Source organism: Brevibacterium sp. Lmc1 (assembly GCF_057654315.1).
In genome coordinates this window covers 4004818-4022396 of the sequence record NZ_CM172803.1, presented here as the reverse complement: position 1 = coordinate 4022396, position 17579 = coordinate 4004818, and the positions used below count along the sequence as shown (strand labels likewise).

Sequence of the window (17579 nt, the reverse complement as noted above, 5' to 3'; positions counted from 1 at the left end):
TCTCCGTCAGAGGAAGAGCCCGGGGAGGACGAGGGCGCCGGCGATGAGGAGCGCGAGCAGGGCGGAGAAGCCGAGCCCGCTCGCTTCGTTCCGGCGTGCCTTCGCATCGTCGGATCGCCACGGCAGGTCCGCCCAGACGAGCGCGGCCCGGAAGACGGAGACGACGATGACGAGCATTCCGGTCAGCCAGACGTAGATGAACCAGCTCTCCCAGCCTCCGAACGGTGTGATGAGGCGGATGAGCAGCACGAATACGACCGCCGTGACCATCCCCGAGAGCAGTCCGATCCGGGACGTCGCGCGGGGCGCCCGCCACGCTGTGAATGCGCCCCAGGCCACGATGAGGGCTCCGATCACTGCTGAGACGAGTTCGGGACTCATGAGCGTACTCCTTTCGCCGAGCCTTCGTTCCCGGATGCTGCCCCGGTTTCGGACGCGGTTTCGGTTTCGGCCGTGGTGCCGGAATCCGCGCCGGCATCGGCACCGATGAGCGTCGCGGCCTCATCGACGTCGTTGGCTGAGTCGTTCAGGACGATGATGCCGCCACCGCTCTCCCTGTCGAAGCCGAGGAAAGACCGAAAGCCGCCGGTGCCGCCGTTGTGCCAGGTGATGGTCGAGCCGTCGTGCGTCGTCGTGAACCACGCCCAGCCGATGCGGTCGTCCTCGAAGTCGGCTCGAGGTTCGGCCGCCTCGGCGCCGGGCGCGGTTCCGTCGCTCACAGCTCGCAGCCAGATCGACAGGTCATGGGTCGTCGATCGAATCGCGCCAGCAGATGCCGAGCCGCCGAGAGTCCACGGAGCGGCCGGCAGCCCCGATGCCGTGAACCCATGGGACAGGCCGTCAGCGGAGTCGGGAACGAACGTCTCATTCATCCCCAAGGGTTCGGTGAGGCGGTCGCGAACGAGCTCGGAATAGTCCCGCCCGGCCGCCTCGGCGAGGGCCTGGCCGAGGACGGCGAACCCGTAGTTCGAATACTCGGGTTCCGGCTCGCCCACCTCCACGTCGTTGAGGCTAGCCACGATGTCCCCGGCGTCCCCGCGGTACGGGTCGGTGTGCAGGTAGTTCGACAGCACGCTCATCACCCCGTCGCTGAAGCTCGGAGCGGGTTCCTGGGAGGGCAGCCCCGACCGCTGCATCGCAATCGACTCGAGCGTCACCTCGGCGACCTTCCCCTCCAGGTTCGGCCAGACCTCGCCGAGGCGGGTGTCCGCCTTCACCTCGCCCCGGTCGATCGCCTCGGCGAAGAGGGCGGCCGTGAACGTCTTCGTGATTGAGCCGATCTCGAACTCGGTGTGCTCCTCGGCTCCGGTGCCCGCGAAGGTCACTGCGTCTCCGTCGATGTGGGCCGCGGCCACATGCTGCCAATGCTGGCTGCCGAGCGCGTCCCCGAGTTCGGTCATGAGCTCGGCGTCCCCTGTCGGCGTGCCTTGGAAGCCGCGCGGCCACGGGGTGATCGCCGCGAGCACGGCGGCTGTGACGGTTGCCGCGATCACGGCAATCAACACTCGCCGAGGCGGCCGTCCCGCAGCCGCAGATGTGCGGTTGAGATCGGAGTCAGTCATCGTTCCTCCTGGTCAGCAGGGGTGGAATGGGTGATGGTCGGGTCCGGGTCGCGCGGTGGGCGAGCGGCCCGCCGCCGAGAGGTTCTGTCAGTGCGTTCCGATGAGGACGAGGGTGAGCAGCGGAACGACTCGCTGAGCGGGCACGCGCCAGTGTCCGCGGCGGGCGCTCTCTAACCAGCCGGCGCCGGCGAGGGCATGCACATGGTGATAGATCTGCCCGGACGTGCCGAACCGTTCGTCCTTGCCCAGCTCGGCGACGGTGCTCGTGCCCTCATAGATCGCTTGGAGCAGCTGCAGGCGGACCGGGTGACCGAGGGCTGCCAAGGATCCGGCCGCCTCGGCGAAATCGATCTGCGCCAGCCCTGCGCTGCTCAGACCCATCTGCCACGCCACGGGACCGTTGCCGCCCGGGGGAGTCGTGTACCCGGTGTAGGTCACTCCGCCCTCCTCGCCGAGGTGGTCGACGAGCCCGTGCAGCGCCCAGAACGTTTCGGTGTCGCCCGGCAGGGCTGTGTTCCCGGCGGCGGGTTGGACTGACGATTCCGGGCAACCGGATGGCGCCGGTGATTCCGCTCTGATCGACGACGTTCCGTCCGCCTTCTGCTGAGTCACGCCGGGCTCCTGCGATGCAGAGGGTTCTGCGGCTGCAGCCTCGAGCTCGGCGACTCGCTGTTCGAGAGCGGAGAGGCGATCTTCTGCCGACGGTGTTGGTTCCATGCTTCGACAATACAGGAAATACGTAATTACGTAAATACATGCAGAGCGAAGAGGCGGCTCTCACTCGACCCTGAACCGACGCTGATCGGACAGACTCAGGCAGGCGACCTAGACTGGTGCCGTGATGAGTACCGAAGATCCGCGCACCGAATCCACAGCCCCGCGTAACGAAGCCGCCCCGCAGGCCATTGCCGCAGCGAGTCGACTCGGCTGGCCCATGGTCGTACGCGGAATCCTCGGCGTCGCCTTCGGCATCGTCACCGTCTTCTGGCCCCGCGATTCGAGCAATCCGCTGCAACTGAGCCTGCCGACCGACGTTGTCGACCACCTCGCGATCGGCTACCTCATCCTCTTTGCCCTGGCCCTGGTCTTCCAGGCCGTGCGCTCGCCGTTGAACGTGCGCACCGCGATCTTCGGACAGGCCGTCATCGCGATCCCGGCCATCGTCTTCCTCTTCCTCGCCGACCAGCCCGCCGAACTGCGCGCGGCCCTGAGCATCTGGGCCCTGCTGCACGGCGCCCTCGAATTCTGGGCCTACCGGCAGCTGCGGTCCCAGCCCATGGCCTCGGATTTCCTCATCGCCTCCGGAGTCCACGTCCTGCTCGGCATCATCCTCGTCTTCGGCGACGGCATGGAGGCCCTGTCGATCCTCGGCTTCACAGGAGCGGCGACCCTCATCGCCGGCGTGATCTTCATCATCGGCGGCTACTCCCGCCTGAGCAAGGGCCGCCAACTGGCCAAGCTCGGTGCCCTGCCCGAACAGATCGACACCCCCGCCGAGGCGGCCGACCCCACCGACGCTGCCCCCTCGGGTGCCGCTGACGCCGCCGACGATACGAATCCGTCCGATGCCGCGGACACGTCGAACCCAGCCGATGCCGCCGGCGAAGCCGATCGCACGACCGAGGCCGCCAACTCGGCCGATTCCGGTGATCCGGACGATCCGGACAGCGACACCCCAGTGAAGAAAGAGCCCTGACCGGCACCCGAGCCAACCGAGACACCCGAGGTGAGATGAGCACTGTCGAGCACGAGAGCGCAACCGAATCCCGATTGGCCACCATCGCCGCCTCGGTGAGGTCCTCCGAGTTATTGGGCGACCTTGCCGAAGCCAGCCGAGCACTCGACCCCGTCCTCTTCCGGCGCCTCTTCGCGCTCTCCCGTTCCCCATCCCTGCTGGTGGCCACCGACTACGACGGGACGATTGCCCCCATCGTCGACATCCCCAGCCAAGCCTTTCCCTTGGAGAGCTCGGTCGACTCATTGCGCGCGCTCGCCTTGCTGCCGTCCACCTCGGCGGGGGTGATCTCCGGTCGCAGTCTGCGTGACCTCGCGGCAATGTCGCGCCTGCCCCGGGAGGTCCACCTCTTCGGGTCCCACGGCGGTGAGACCGACACATTCACCATCGACACGCTCACCGAAGAGCAGCGGGCGGTCCTCGCCGACTTCCGCGCCGACCTCACCCGCGCCCTGCCGCGCGACGTCATCGAGCACAAGACCACTGGCGCGGCCGTGCACCTGCGCGGACTCGACGGGGCCGGCCGGCGGGAGATCGAAGCCGCTGTCGAGAAGCTCGCCGACGCCCACCCGATCCACCCCACCCGCGGCAAGCAGGTCATCGACCTGTCCGTCGTACCGTCGTCGAAGGCCGACGCGCTGACCCGTCTGCGCAGCCAGACAGGGGCGGAAGCCGTCGTCTTCATCGGCGATGACACCGCCGACGAGTTCGCTCTCGAAACCCTCGGCGCCGATGACCTCGGGCTCAAGGTCGGAACTCAGACCGCACCCACTCACGCCGACTTCCGGCTGGACTCACCGGCCGAGGTCTCCACCGTCCTCAGTGCCCTGTTCGAGCTGCGCAAGTCCTGGTTCTTCGGCCGCCGCGCCACCCCGATCCAGCGGCACAGCCTCATCGGCAACGGACAGTCGACCGCGCTCATCGACCCCACCGGCAGCATCTGCTGGATGCCGCACCCGCTGCCGCATTCGGCGTCGATGTTCTCCGAGATCCTCGGCTCCGAGGCGGCAGGATTCTTCGCCGTGGCACCGGCCAACGGGGCCGCCCCGCTGACCCAGCGCTACCTCGGGAACTCGACCCTGCTCGAGACCCGGTGGGCCGGACTGAGCTGTGTCGACTACCTCGCTCCCGTCGACGGGCACAGCGATGACACGATCGTCGTCCGCGTGCTCACCGGCGACACCCCGACCCGCATCCGCTTCGCACCCAGGCTCGACTACGCCACGGTTCCCACCCGCATGACCCGGTCCGATGATGGTGTGGCGGTGCTCGGCACCGCCGAGCCGATCGAACTCCACGCCCCCGGAATCGACTTCGACATCGTCGAGAACGGCGACTCCCACACCGCCGAGGCGACCGTCGTCCCCTCGCAGCAGCCCGGCGGATCCGTCGTCCTCGTCCTCGCCTGCGGGACGGGCACGGGCGACGCCGGATACATGGCCACCGGCGGCGAGCATCATGTGCGCGAACGCGCCCTGAACTTCTGGACGAACTGGGTCGAATCACTGACTCTGCCCGGTCACCACCGCGAAGAGGTCATCCGCTCCGCGATCACCCTGCGCGCTCTGTGCCACGAACCCACCGGCGGAGTCCTCGCCGCCCCCACGACCTCCCTGCCCGAGGGCATCGGCGGCGTCCGCAACTGGGACTACCGCTATACATGGCTGCGCGACGGATCGATGACCGTCCGCGCCCTGCTCGCCCTCGGTTCCACCGGTGAGGCCGAAGGATTCCTCTCCTGGCTGTCGGGGGTGCTCGAGCGCACGGTCTCACCCGAACAGCTGCATCCGCTCTACGCCGTCGACGGCTCGGCCCTGACCACCGAGGCGGTGCTCAACCACCTGCCCGGATACGCCGGATCACGGCCGGTGCGGGTCGGCAACGCCGCCGAACATCAGGTCCAACTCGACGTGTTCGGCCCGGTCACGGAGCTCCTCGACGAACTCAGCGACCACCTCGGCGAGTTGCCCGAGGATTATTGGACGCTCACCTGTCAGATGGTCGAGGCCGTGGGCAAACGGTGGTTCGAGGCCGATCACGGGATCTGGGAAGCCAGGCGTCCGCCGAAGCACAACGTGTACACGCGCGTGATGTGCTGGGTGACGGTCGATCGGGCGCTGCGGATCGCGGACCGGTTCGATCGTGAGCCGCCCGGTGCGTGGCGGCAACTGCGCGAGGAGATCGCCCACGACGTGCTCACGCATGGCTTTAACGAGGAAGTCGGAGCATTCACCGTCGCCTACGGTGAGACGGACCTGGACTCGGCCGCACTGTTCGTCGGACTCTCGGGACTGCTCGCCGCCGACGATCCGCGCTTCGTGTCCACCGTCGATGCGATCGAACGCGAGCTGCGGGTCGGCCCGACGGTGTTCCGCTATCGCTACGATGACGGGCTGCCCGGGCTCGAGGGCGGATTCCACATCTGTACGACCTGGCTCATCGAAGCCTTCATCAAGGTCGGTCGCATCGACGACGCCTGGGATCTGTTCCGGCAGGTCGACAACTTGCTCGGGCCCACCGGGCTGCTGTCAGAGGAATACGACCCCGTCGCCGAGATGCACCTGGGCAACCACCCGCAGGCGTACTCACACCTCGGCTACATCCGCGTCGCCCAACAGCTCGACGCCCACCGCCCGAGCTGAGGCAACGCTGCCTGCCGCGGCGGACCCTGTCCGCGCGATAAATGTGCGCAGATTGCCAACTCCGAGCTGGAAATGGGCAATCTGCGCACACTTATCCTGCCGTCAGACGGCGGACGCTCAGTGGTGCCAGCTGTCCTGTCGCGCTCAGCTCACTCGACGAGGAGGGTGACCACCTCGGCGACGCAGGCGGGGCGATCCTGGCCGTCGATCTCGATCGTGTGTTCGAGGATGACTTGCGTGCCCTTCTCCCCGCGGATGACGTCCTTGACGCTGATGGTTCCGCGCAGTCGGGAGCCGACGAGGACGGGCTGGAGGAAGCGGGCCTTGTTGAGCCCGTAGTTGACTCGGATCGACACGCCTTCGATCGTGAAGACCTCCGTGGAGAACTTCGGAATGAGCGAGAGGGTGAAGAATCCGTGGACGATCGTCGCACCGTAGGGCCCTTCGGCCGCGCGCGTTTCGTCCACGTGGATCCACTGGTGGTCGCCGGTGACATCGGCGAAGGTGTTGATGGCGTCCTGATCCATCGTCATCCATTCGGAGGAGCCGAGCTCCTGGCCGATGAGCGATTCGATTTCGTCGATGCCGTTGATTGTGCGCACGTGGTTCTCCTTTGATCCTGGCTCAGATGCTGAGCGGACATTCGATTGAGGTCCGCTGTTCTTGGCATCATACGTGGCCGTCCGGTCGACGCCACACAGCCGTCCGGACTGTGAGTCCCACGGTCCGAGTCCGTTAGGCTGACGGTCCGAGTCCGTTCGGTTGACGGTTCAAGTCCGTTAGGTTGGAGGCATGGCCGAACAATCACAGGAGCGCCCGGAGACGCTGACGCATCCCCTCTCGCCGAGGTGGCTGGAACGTCCCGACGGCTACCGTCACTTCGAATCCGCGTACTTCGTCGGCCACGGGACAGACACGTTCGAGCGCTGCGCCGAGGAGCTCCTGCACTGGGAGGTCAAGATCCGCAGCGGCTTCGACATCGAGGTGGACGTCGGCGACGTCCTCGTCGGAAGTGCGGACATGGTCAGTCGAGCGGCTGGAGCGGAGTCGACGGCCGATGTCGACGCTCGCGCGGACGGAGTGAGACCTGGTAGGCCGCCTCGTGTGGAGCCGGGGCAGGAGCCGACGATCCGCGTGCGCCTCGGGCCCTTCCGCCTGCCTGAGCCCTCACGAGTCATCGACGTCTTCGAAGCGGAGGACCGATGCGGATTCACCTATGGCACGAAGCCGGGACATCCGATCACCGGAGAGGAGTCATTCATCCTCATCCGCACGGCCGAGGACCGGGTCTTCCTCGTCCTGAGGTCGGTCTCGCGGGCGGGGCTGGGCATCTGGAGACTCGGCGAACCGTTCGTCCGGCTCGCTCAGATCATCTACCGCCGCCGTTACGGACGAGCCTTGCGCCGCTGATCGATCACTTGCCGGGAATCGAGTCGCGGGCGGGGGTGTATTCCCAGTGCCACGGCTCGTACATGCTCGCCTTGGCCCAGTCGGGGTTCTCCCAGCCGTATTCGTCTCCGTGCTCGACGAGCCAGTTCCAGGCTCCGGTCTTGTTGGCGACTCCGCCGCCGAGGTCGAGTGCGATTCCCCAACCATGCAGTGAGGTGCCCGGCTTGGCGGCCAGCCCCGGCTTCCGGCCGGCGACCGAGAGCTGTCCGGCCATGTCGCGGTAGGAGTCCGTGATCTCGAGCTCCTTGCCGGTGTCCTTCTTGTACGCGGCATTCATCTTCGCGAAGGAGACAGCGGCGTCGGCGCGGAGTCGGTGGTCTTCCTTGCCGAGGTCGCACAGCCACTCGTCGGGCAGTTCGCCGTTGCCGGCGGACTGGTCGAAGTTCTGCTTCGCATCGCAGCCGGGCAGGGCGCTCTTCTCAACAGCGCGGGACGCGGCTTCGACCTTCTTCTGCTTGGCGCTCGGCACGCCGATCTCCATCGATGACTTTCCCTTGACTTCCGGGACGTCGGCGTTGACCTTCTCAGCATTGATGGCGGCGGGCTCACCGGCGGCGGTCGGGTCGGTCTTGACCTCGGCACCTCCGCTGAGGTTGTTGACCAGCATGGTCACGGCAGTGGCGGCACCCGCCACTGAGACGGCTGCCAGAGTCGAGACGGTCCGCACTTTCTTCTTTCGCACGGACTTGAGCAGCGCACCATCGGACCCGCGGCTCTCGGCGGCTCCTGCGCTGACCCGACGGGCAGACGAGGCAGACGGTGAGCCGAAGGTCGTGGGGACCGCGGCTGCTTCACGCGCCATTGCGGCACGACGCGGAGACGCCTGAGCGGCCCGCGCCTCGTCGGCCATTGCTGCGCGCCTGGGCGACAGGGACTCGGCAGAAGAGTCAGTGGATGCAGGCGCGGTCGGTGCCCCGGTGCTGCGCGACGAGGTGCGTGCGCGTGAGAACGGGGACGATGAGCGACGCCTGTGCAGATCCCGTCGACGCACCGTTGGTTCTGTGGTCGATGATGACTCTGACATAACTCTCCGTGTGACTGTGACTCGTCGAAGACCGCCGAGGTTTCGACGACTTCAATACAACATCACAAAAGTGTAACGGGAATATATAGAACCTGTCATATTTTGGTGACGAGTTGCACTCGCGGTCGGTCAGCCGTTGTCCAGGCTGGGTCCAGCGAAACCTCGGAGTCCGGGCATCAGACCAGGTCAGCGCCCTGAATGGAGTTGAGGGGCCGCCTCGGCGAAATCATTCGGATCGGCTCTCGATGTACTCCCGGAGCGCGCGATCCTGGGCCTCCTCGTCAGGGAAGATCACCTCGGTTCGCGCGCCTCCCGTTACGGGGTCGTTACTGAAGATCAGCGTGATGCCGAGCAGCCGAGCCTGCCCCTGAGCGATGACGAGACCGAGGCCCATTCCGCCGCCGCCGGCGGAGACGAAACGGGTCGGGCCGGTGTTGACGATGTCCGGTGGGTAGCCGGAGCCGGAGTCGGTGACGACGATGCTGCGCGTGCTCGTCTCCAGGCGGATGGGATCTCCACCGTGTTTGATCGCGTTGACGAGCAGGTTCGAGACGATGCGCTCGAAACGGCGGACATCGGTGACCAGCGTCGAATTCAGCGCCGCCAGATGGGTGTCGATCTGATGACCGGCGAGGGCACCCGAGGCTTCCATCGTGCCCAGCAGGGACCGGATCGCCTGATCGACGTCGACGCGGGTGAACTCCGGGTTGGCGCGGCCGGCGTCGAGGCGGGAGACCTCGAGGAGATCTTCGACGAGGACCTGCATGCGCACGACCCGGTCCTTGACGAGTTCGGCCGGGCGGGAATCCTCTTCGAGCAGGTTGGCGGCGTTGACCAGACCGGTCAGCGGGGTGCGCATCTCGTGCGCGAGGTCGGCGGTGAAGCGCTGCTCGGAGTCGATGCGTTCGGTCAGTCGGGCTACCGCGGTATCGACGGCAGTGGCGAAGGCCCACACCTCCTGATCGGATTCGTCGATGACATCGGCGATGCGCGTCGTCGTGTCCCCGGCGGCGATCTTCCTGGCAGCCTGAGCGCCGAGGGTGAGCCTGCGGGAGATGCGGCCGGCGACGATCGATCCCACACCGCCGACAACGAGGGCGGAGCCGATCATGCCCACCAGCAGTGCTTGGTCGATGCGGCCGATGAGCTCTTGGCTGTCCTTCGTCGAGGCGCGCACGGAGATCACCTGGGTGTGCGAACCGACCTCGATCGGGGCGGCGGCCCACACGATCTCCTCACCGTCGACCTCGGACCGGATCGTCACACTCTGGCCCTTGAGCGCGGACTTGCGCGCTTCCTTGGGCAGCTCCGGATCGTCGATGCGGGCATTGAGGGTGAGCACTCCGGTTTCGGAGAAGATGGCCGTCGCATTCGTCAGCTGCTCCGTCACGGTCGAACGCATCCGGTCGTCCTCGGCTCGTGCGGCGGATTGGCGCAAAACGATCGAGCACGACAGCACGGCGATGATCACCGAGGCGACGATGAGCAGAGAGATCTTCCAGCGCAGCGACATGCGATCAGCCTGCGAAGCGGTAACCGAATCCGCGAACGGTTTCGATCATGTTCGCCCCGATCTTCTTCCGCAGGCGCTGGATGTGAACGTCGACGACGCGGGAGTCACCGGCCCATTCGTATCCCCACACCGTGAACGCGATCTTCTCCCGGGAGTACACATGTTCGGGCTGCTCGGTCAGCAGCAGGAGGACGCGCAGCTCGGTCGGGGTGAGGTGGACTTCCTCTCCGTCGACCTCGACGGTCAGCCGGCCGGTGTCGAGGACGAGGGATCCCAGTCGTGTGCGGAACGGACCCAGCCCGCCGTCGGAGCCGGACGGTTCCTGGGCCACAGTGGGCGTGCCGCTCGGGCGGGGTGGAACCCCGGTGCCGCCGATCGCCTCTTCGTCGTCATCTGTCTCGGGGGCGGTGGTGAATTTCCCACCGGCACCGAGGTAGGTGTCATCGGATTCGAGCTGCGCTCGCAGCCGATCCCGGGTGTCCATTCCGGGGCTGGCGCCGAGGACCTCGGGGATGCCGTCGCCGGTGACCATGCCGCCGGGACCGATGACGGTTTCGTGATGCTCATCCGCCTCGGGGGCGGGGGAATAGCCGAACCGGTCGGTGCCGGTGGTGATGAATCGGCGGACGACCGCGCGGATGCGGGCGTTGAGCACCTGCATGTCGAAGGGTTTGGTGAGGTAGTCGTCGGCTCCGGCCTCGAGCGCCTGGACGATGTCGATGGCATCGGAGCGGGCGGAGATGATGATGATCGGGATCGTCGAACGTTCGCGCACGGCACGGCAGATGGACGCGCCGTTCATCGTCGGCAGCATGAGATCCAGAAGCAGGACGTCGGCGCCGTTGGCGGAGACGAACTCGTAGCCCTCGCGGCCGTCGGCAAAGGCCGAGACCGTGTAATCGAAGCGTTCGAGTCCGATCTGCGTCGTTTCGCGGATGACCTCGTCATCCTCGACCAGAACTATGTGCATTACGTTTCTCCATTAAGCCGCGTGAAGCGTTGACCTGGTTCAAACCTACCGTCGTGCAGGCGGAACACCTGCACCGACCAGCCGGAGGGGCAGCATGCTTTGTCCCCGTCAGCGAACATGGCCTCCTGCACCACCAGTGTCCCATTTCTGCCGGGACTGACCTTGAGCTGATTGCCCGTGGCGATGAGCTCGAGGCGGGGCTCGCCCTTCTGTTCGCTGATGACAGCGCCGGCGATGATCTCATTCCGCTGTTTGGGGTTGGCCACCGTGACCAGCTGGAACTTCTGTTTGCCGCTGAGGAACGGCGACGCGAACTTCAGGCAGTCCTTGCAGTCGGCGACGACCTTGGCGGTCTCCGTGGCGCTGCCGGTGACGGCGATTCCCGAGGACGATTCGATGGCCTTGCGGACCTCGTCGAGCGAGAACGGTTCGTTCGCCTGGCCGGCTGCCTCGGTGTTGGGGGCGAAGAGAGAGGGGGAGGGGTTGCCCTCGGGGGAGACCTTGAGGCCGCGATCGGGGCCGCAGGCTGTGACGGTGAGAGTCATGATTGCCGCGAGGAGGAGTGCGGTGAAGGTGCGGAGTGTGCGACGGGGGGATGCCGAGTGGGGAATATCGAGGGGGCCGGGGCCGACGGCTGCGACGGCTGCGACGCCTGCGGCGGTGGTCGTCGGTGCAGTGGTGTCCGCGCATGATTCACAGCCAGGCGGGGCCTGGCTGGAGTGAAATGAGCGCAGCTCCTCCCCGGAGGCGCGTCTGACAGTGACGGGCACATCCTCATTTTTGCCTGTTCCGAGCCTGTAGTCCACCTGATCATCGGCGCAGAGGGCTCAGCGCCGTCGTCGGATCCACCTGCCGTCGTGTCGTCCGCCGGTTTCAAGGCGTCTTGTGGCCGCCTCGGTGCTTGGGATGGACGGTCGGCGGGGCCCACCTCGGTGCCGGTGGAATCGAAGTTCCAGTTGGGGTCGACCGAGATTTGATCTCGCCCACAGGATGGGACTGCTCTCAGGTCGGACCGGTAGAATGAGCGGCATGGCGCCCACGAACACCCCGAAGAAGAAGTCCACAGGCGGCAAGCCCACCAGCACGGTGTCCTACAAGGACGCGATCAAAGTCGGCGCCGTCTGCGGAATCGTCACTCTCGTCCTCGCGATCATCGTCACTCGAGCTTGGCAGGACGGCCGCGCCTTCGGCTACGCGTTCATCTACGCCGGAGCCGCATTTGTGCTGGTGTCGGGCTTCACGAGCTACCTCAACTGGGTGATGCGCAAGGATACGCAGAACCAGAACCAGTCCTACCCGGTCATGCGGTAAGACGCCCCGCCACGCACAGAGACGCGCCGGCCCTCCGCTGAGACGTTCACTGCGGCGCCGGATCGACTTCCCTCTCGCGGCACCACCTCGCGTGACTGTCATTTCCTACAGCTGCTGAGGCATCAGACACTGAAAGCGCCATAACGCCCTGCTCCTGCAGGGCGTTATGGCGCTTTCAGTGGGTGATGCTCGCAGTCCGGGAAGAGGCAGCTTGTCGGTTACCGCTGTGCGGCCGACGTGTGCCCGCCGCAGCTCCGTCGCCGGAGGGCCCCGCCGCAGCTCCGTCGCGGTCCGCCCCGCCGCGCTTACCTGAAGCGCAGCAGGCGGAGGCTGTTGAGGATGACGAACACCGACGAGAACGCCATCGCTGCACCGGCGATCATCGGGTCGAGCAGACCGAACGCCGCGATCGGGATCGCTGCCGTGTTGTAGGCGAAGGCCCAGAACAGGTTGCCCTTGATGAGCCCCAAGGTTCGGCGCGAGAGTCGGATCGCCTGCGGGATCTGCTGTGGATCGGACTTGACCATGGTGACATCCGAAGCCGCCATCGCCGCGTCCGTGCCCGACCCCATCGCGATGCCGAGATCGGCGCCGGCCAGTGCGGCGGCGTCGTTGACCCCGTCGCCCACCATGGCCACGGCCCGGCCCGGCCCCTGCAGTTCGCTGACCACGGAGACCTTGCCTTCCGGGCGGACATCCGCGCGGACCTCGGTGATCCCGAGAGCCTCGGCGACCACCTCGGCGGCTTGAGCATTGTCCCCGGTCAGGAGCACGGTGCTCAGTCCCAGCGAATGCAGTTCGTCGATCGCCGCCTTGGCCGTAGGTTTGGCTTCATCGGAGACGAAGCTCAACCCGCGGAACTGACCGTCGATCGCCAGTGCGACGATCGTGGCCCCACGCGGAATCGAATCGGTCGGGTAGTCGACCGCGATTCCGCGTTCCCGGAGCAGATCAGGGCGACCGGCGAGCACCTCGGCGCCGTCGATCGTGGCCCGCAGTCCGCCGCCGGCGATGTTCTCGAAATCCGTGACCGATGACCCGGTCGCGGTTTCGACCGACCTCGCCGAGGCGGCCCTGGCCGAATCCTCGGCCGATCCCATCGAGCTCGGCTCAGTTGGGACAGTCCCGGTCGCGGCGGCTCCCGCTGAACCCGTCCCGACGATCTCGGGCGCGGCGTCGACGATGGCGCGGGCGATCGGGTGTTCGCTGCGCGATTCCAATCGGGCCAGGACATCGAAGTCCGCGGGCGAGAGCTCGGTTCCGGTCAGGCGCATCACGCCGGTGGTCAGGGTGCCGGTCTTGTCGAGGACGACCGTATCGATCGACCGCGTCGACTCCAGCGCCTCGGGCCCGGAGACGAGGATGCCCAGCTGGGATCCGCGTCCAGACGAGACCGCGAGAGCCGTCGGCGTGGCCAGACCCAGGGCACAGGGGCAGGCGATGATGAGCACGGTGAGCGCCGCATGCAGCCCCGCCGCCCACTCACCGGTGACGAAGCCCCAGATGAGCAGGGTGAGAATGGCGATGCCGAAGACGATCGGCACGAACACCGCCGAGATCCGATCGGCCAGCCGCTGCACGGCAGGTTTGCCGTTCTGCGCACGAGAGACGAGATCGGCCATGGCCGCCAGCGTCGTATCCGCACCCACTCGGGTGGCACGGACCTCGAGCACACCGGAGGTGTTGATCGTGGCGCCGGTGACGGAATCTCCGGGGCCGACCTCGACCGGCACGGATTCGCCGGTGAGCATCGCCTCGTCGATGGCCGAATGACCGGTCAGCACCTCGCCGTCGGTGGCGATCTTCTCGCCGGGACGGACGAGGAAGACATCGTCGACGGTCAGCTCATCGATCGGCACCTGCACTTCGACACGGCCGCCATTCGCAGCAGCCCCGCCCGAAGCGGCCCCACTGTTCGCGGCGGCACCCTCCCGCAGCACGGTCGCGGACTTCGCGCCGAGGTCGAGCAGCGCCTTGAGCGCGGCCGTCGCCCGGTTCTTCGCCCGGTCCTCGGTGAGCTTGCCGATGAGCAGGAACACCGTGATCGCCGCGGCCGCCTCGAACCACACGTGGTACTCGGCGGGGATCGCCCAGCCGTGACCGTCGGCGACGGCCCGGCCCAGCGTGAAGTACGAGTAGAGGCTCGCGACGGTGATGCCGACGCTGACCAGGGTGTCCATTGTCGTCGATCCACCGCGGGCAGCCTTGTACGCCGCCGAGTGGAACGGCCACGCGCCCCAGGTGACGACCGGCAGGGCGAGGATCGCGACGATCCACTGCCACCCGGTGAAGTGCCAGCTCATGACCATCGAGATCGCGACGATCGGCACGGCCAGGATGAGGGCGCCTGCGAAGCGCGGTCGCAGGTGGCGGGGATCGTAGTCGACGATCTCCGGACCGGCACCGCCCGCGCCGGGGCTGCGCACCGTGGCACCGTAGCCGGCCTTCTCGACGGCGGCGGTGATGTCGTCGTCGCTGAGTTCGGAATCGACGACCACATGCGCGGTCTCCAGCGGCAGGTTGACCTCCGCCGTGACCCCGTCGAGGCGGGTGAGCTTCTTCTCGATCCGCGCCGAGCACGACGCGCAGGTCATGCCCGTGATGTCGAGCTCGAGCTCGCGAGGCATCACTTCACCTCGTAGCCGGCCTCATCGACGGCGGCACGGATCGCCGCATCGTCGAGTGCGTCCGACGAGGTGATCGTGACCGGGGAATCGCCCCCGGCGTTGAGGTCAACCGCGACGTCCGAGACGCCCGCAAGTGCGCCGAGCTCTTCCTTGACAGCGGCTTCGCAGTGTCCGCAGGTCATTCCCGAAACGGTGATGGTGGTGGTCGTCATTGTGCTCTCCTATCAGCTGTGAGTGCTTCCCGATGTCAGAGCCTCAGGCGTCGTCGCACCCCGATCGGGCGGACGCGGCCCTCCGCTCAGCTCTTGATGAGTCGGGAGATGGCGGCTGATGCCTCCTCGACCTTCTTCCGCGCTTCTTCGTCGTCGCCCGATGAGGCGGCGTCGACCACGCAGTGAGCTATGTGCTCTTCGAGGAGGTTGATGGAGACCGCGTGCAGCGCGGCTGTCGCGGCGGAGACCTGGGTGAGGATGTCGATGCAGTACTTGTCCTCTTCGATCATCTTCCCGATTCCGCGGACCTGACCTTCGATCCGCTTCATCCTCCGCGCGAGAGCGTCCTTCTGCGGGGTGTATCCATGTTGCTCAGTCATATTCACACCGTATACCCCTATAGGGTATAAATCAAGGTCGATCCTCGCCGAGGCGGCTGTGCGTTTGCTCTCACCCTGACCCTGACGTGTTCTCCGGCTCCTACAATCGAATCATGCGTGCTGCCAGACTGTTCCGGTTCCCGGTCAAGGGATTCCCCGCCGAGGAGCTCACCGAGGCCCGAGTGGTCAAGGACCGCGGAATCCGCGGCGACCGGATCGCGGCGTTCACTAATGGCAGCCTCGACGTCCCCGCCGACGCCTGGCACTCGTACTCCGCCTTCACCGTGCTCAAGAACGACACCGACCTGCAGAAATGGCAGGTCGCAACGACCCTCCCCGAGGCGGTCGGCGCCGAATCCGCGCCCGGACCTGATCCGGATGGCCGGAGCGCCCCCGCCGAGGCGGTCGACGATATTTCCGCGACCGTGACCCTCACGGCCCCGACGGGGGAGTCGACGACTTTCTCCACTGATGACGAAGAGGGCAGGGCCGCCTCGGCGATGTTCCTCTCCGAGCGGATACCCCCTCAGGGTACATTCCCGCGCTGCCTGGCCGTCGCCGATCAGGGGATGTTCGACTCGCAGCGCTCGGGAATCTCGCTCATCAACCCCGCCACGGTCGCCGCGATCGCCGATACCGACGAGGGCCGCGCGGCCCTCGGGTTGAGCGCGGAAGCTGCCGGTCGTACGGCGGTCGACCCGGCGGACACGGACGACCCGGTCACTCCCACAGCCGAGCTCGACCCGCTGCGGTTCCGCGGCAACATCCTCGTCGACGGACTCGCCCCGTTCGAGGAGTTCGCGCTCATCGGTTCGATCATCCGCCTCGGCGGCGTGCGCCTGGCGATCCGTTCGACGATCGAACGCTGCCCGGCGACGACCGTCAACCCGACGACCACCGAGGTCGACGTCAACGTCCCACGTCTGCTCAACTCCGCCTGCGGGCATCTGCACTGCGGAATCTACGGGCAGATCCTCGAGACCGGCGATGTCGCGGCCGGCGACGAGATCACGGTCGAAGGCCCGGCCCCGCGGGAACTGGTCAAGGTCGCACGAACTCCGCGGTTCATGACCGTCGTCGGCCGCCGGCAGATCTGCAACGACATCGTCGAGGTGGCCCTGCGCGACGACCTCGGCTGGATCCGCGAATTCGACGAGCCGGGCACGAACCTGCGCGTCCATCTCGACCTCGGCGCACCGTTCTGGCGAACCTATACGATCACCGACGTCGACGGCGACATCGTCCGCATCGCCGTGCGCACCCAAGGCAAGGGCTCCCGCGCCGTGGCGTCGCTGGACGAGGGGCAGCGGATCCTCACCTCCGGCCCGCACGGAACCATGACCGCCTCCCGCGTCTTCGGCGGCACAACGGCCCTGATCACCGCGGGAATCGGCATCACCCCGAGCCTCGGACTGCTGCGCAGCGATGGGCTGGCCGACCTGCCCGCCACCGACCGGATCCGCCTCGTCCACGTCGACCGCGACCACCGCACCGCCTGCCTGTGGAACCGGCTGCAGGACCGTGCCCACTCGGGTGCCGTGCCCGTCGAGACCCACCACCGCGACACCGCGACGGCCGGTCGACCCGGCCACCGGGAGCTCGTGGATTGGGTGGCCGGCTGTGACAACGTCATGGTCTGCGGACCCCGCGACTTCACGGCGGCCGTGCTCGCCGCCGCTGACGAGGCCGGCGTTCCCGCCGTCCACCAGGAGACCTTCGCCTCTCCGAACACGGGGATGAGCGAGGCCATCGCCGCATGCTCGCCCGCCGAGGTGACACTGGAGGAATCGGGCACGAGCTTCGTCTGGCAGCCGCAGGAAGGCACCCTGCTCGAATCCTTGGAAGCGCGCGGATTCCGCTCGCCGAGCTCCTGCCGAGGCGGATCCTGCGGAACCTGTTCGGTGACCCTGGCCGCCGGGTCCGTGCTCTATCCGATCGAACCCGCCGCCCGCGTCGAGAGCGACGAGGTGCTCGTGTGCTCCGCGGTCCCCGCCGGGCCCATCAGCCTGACGCTCTGAACCCGGCAGGCCGACCGGCCGGAATGGCGCGGCTGACTGACTAGGCGGACTGACCCAGCCGGCCCTCTGAACCCGCCGAATGAGCTGCCGGCCCGATCAGGCAGACGGCGGCTGGGCGGGTGGCACAATGGATTCC

Annotated in this window: 16 protein-coding genes; 5 read left to right on the top strand and 11 right to left on the bottom strand. The window is 67.1% G+C overall.

What is annotated here, in order from left to right; all coding sequences use genetic code 11:
* Nucleotides 1-6: 6 nt before the first annotated feature.
* From AC239G_RS18020 to AC239G_RS18010, 3 genes are all read right to left on the bottom strand, one after another.
* Nucleotides 7-381 carry a hypothetical protein gene (locus AC239G_RS18020; RefSeq protein ID WP_487489443.1) on the bottom strand — a complete coding sequence of 125 codons (375 nt, stop codon included), beginning with the start codon at nt 379-381 and terminating at the stop codon, nt 7-9.
* On the bottom strand, nt 378-1562 hold the full coding sequence (locus AC239G_RS18015; RefSeq protein ID WP_487489442.1) for a serine hydrolase domain-containing protein: 1185 nt from the start codon (nt 1560-1562) through the stop codon (nt 378-380). Before AC239G_RS18015 ends, AC239G_RS18020 begins: the two co-directional genes overlap by 4 nt.
* 87 nt (nt 1563-1649) lie before the next feature.
* Nucleotides 1650-2279, bottom strand: a complete 630-nt coding sequence (locus AC239G_RS18010) for an ArsR/SmtB family transcription factor (RefSeq protein ID WP_482400963.1) — start codon at nt 2277-2279, stop codon at nt 1650-1652.
* A 124-nt stretch (nt 2280-2403) separates the two neighbouring features.
* Here AC239G_RS18010 and AC239G_RS18005 point away from each other — a divergent pair, with 124 nt between their 5' ends.
* The gene (locus AC239G_RS18005) at nt 2404-3258 is read left to right on the top strand and encodes an HdeD family acid-resistance protein (protein ID WP_487490126.1); all 855 of its coding nucleotides are present in this window, start codon (nt 2404-2406) and stop codon (nt 3256-3258) included.
* 35 nt (nt 3259-3293) lie between these two features.
* Nucleotides 3294-5939: a trehalose-phosphatase gene (gene otsB, locus AC239G_RS18000; protein ID WP_487489441.1), complete on the top strand. Its 2646-nt coding sequence runs from the start codon at nt 3294-3296 to the stop codon at nt 5937-5939.
* A 149-nt stretch (nt 5940-6088) separates the two neighbouring features.
* On the opposite strand, the gene AC239G_RS17995 is transcribed toward otsB, so the two are convergent.
* Nucleotides 6089-6541 (bottom strand): MaoC family dehydratase, encoded by a 453-nt coding sequence (locus tag AC239G_RS17995; protein ID WP_487489440.1) that lies wholly within the window; start codon nt 6539-6541, stop codon nt 6089-6091.
* A gap of 190 nt (nt 6542-6731) precedes the next feature.
* Between AC239G_RS17995 and AC239G_RS17990 the strand changes: the two genes are divergently transcribed.
* Entirely contained in the window at nt 6732-7349 is a 618-nt protein-coding gene (locus AC239G_RS17990) for a DUF1990 domain-containing protein (RefSeq protein ID WP_487489439.1), read from the top strand.
* Nucleotides 7350-7353: 4 nt separating this feature from the next.
* Here the strand turns inward: AC239G_RS17990 and AC239G_RS17985 are convergent, their stop codons facing one another.
* From AC239G_RS17985 to AC239G_RS17970, 4 genes are all read right to left on the bottom strand, one after another.
* Complete coding sequence (locus AC239G_RS17985) at nt 7354-8238, bottom strand: M15 family metallopeptidase (protein ID WP_259358465.1); 885 nt, start codon at nt 8236-8238, stop codon at nt 7354-7356.
* 400 nt (nt 8239-8638) lie between these two features.
* The gene (locus AC239G_RS17980) at nt 8639-9925 is read right to left on the bottom strand and encodes a sensor histidine kinase (protein ID WP_139467474.1); all 1287 of its coding nucleotides are present in this window, start codon (nt 9923-9925) and stop codon (nt 8639-8641) included.
* A gap of 4 nt (nt 9926-9929) precedes the next feature.
* Entirely contained in the window at nt 9930-10895 is a 966-nt protein-coding gene (locus tag AC239G_RS17975; RefSeq protein ID WP_139909354.1) for a response regulator transcription factor, read from the bottom strand.
* Nucleotides 10895-11665 (bottom strand): hypothetical protein, encoded by a 771-nt coding sequence (locus AC239G_RS17970; RefSeq protein ID WP_487489438.1) that lies wholly within the window; start codon nt 11663-11665, stop codon nt 10895-10897. The genes AC239G_RS17975 and AC239G_RS17970 overlap by 1 nt, the downstream gene beginning before the upstream one ends.
* A gap of 259 nt (nt 11666-11924) precedes the next feature.
* On the opposite strand from AC239G_RS17970, the gene AC239G_RS17965 reads away from it, so the two are divergent.
* Nucleotides 11925-12206, top strand: a complete 282-nt coding sequence (locus AC239G_RS17965) for a hypothetical protein (protein ID WP_139467472.1) — start codon at nt 11925-11927, stop codon at nt 12204-12206.
* 305 nt (nt 12207-12511) lie between these two features.
* On the opposite strand, the gene AC239G_RS17960 is transcribed toward AC239G_RS17965, so the two are convergent.
* The 3 genes from AC239G_RS17960 to AC239G_RS17950 form a co-directional block, all read right to left on the bottom strand.
* On the bottom strand, nt 12512-14833 hold the full coding sequence (locus tag AC239G_RS17960; RefSeq protein ID WP_487489437.1) for a heavy metal translocating P-type ATPase: 2322 nt from the start codon (nt 14831-14833) through the stop codon (nt 12512-12514).
* A complete protein-coding gene (locus AC239G_RS17955; RefSeq protein WP_139909352.1) occupies nt 14833-15045 on the bottom strand; it encodes a heavy-metal-associated domain-containing protein in 213 nt (70 codons plus the stop codon). Before AC239G_RS17955 ends, AC239G_RS17960 begins: the two co-directional genes overlap by 1 nt.
* Before the next feature lie 86 nt (nt 15046-15131).
* A complete protein-coding gene (locus AC239G_RS17950; protein WP_487489436.1) occupies nt 15132-15425 on the bottom strand; it encodes a metal-sensitive transcriptional regulator in 294 nt (97 codons plus the stop codon).
* A 113-nt stretch (nt 15426-15538) separates the two neighbouring features.
* Between AC239G_RS17950 and AC239G_RS17945 the strand changes: the two genes are divergently transcribed.
* Nucleotides 15539-17443: an MOSC domain-containing protein gene (locus AC239G_RS17945; protein WP_487489435.1), complete on the top strand. Its 1905-nt coding sequence runs from the start codon at nt 15539-15541 to the stop codon at nt 17441-17443.
* The last annotated feature ends 136 nt before the right edge of the window (nt 17444-17579 follow it).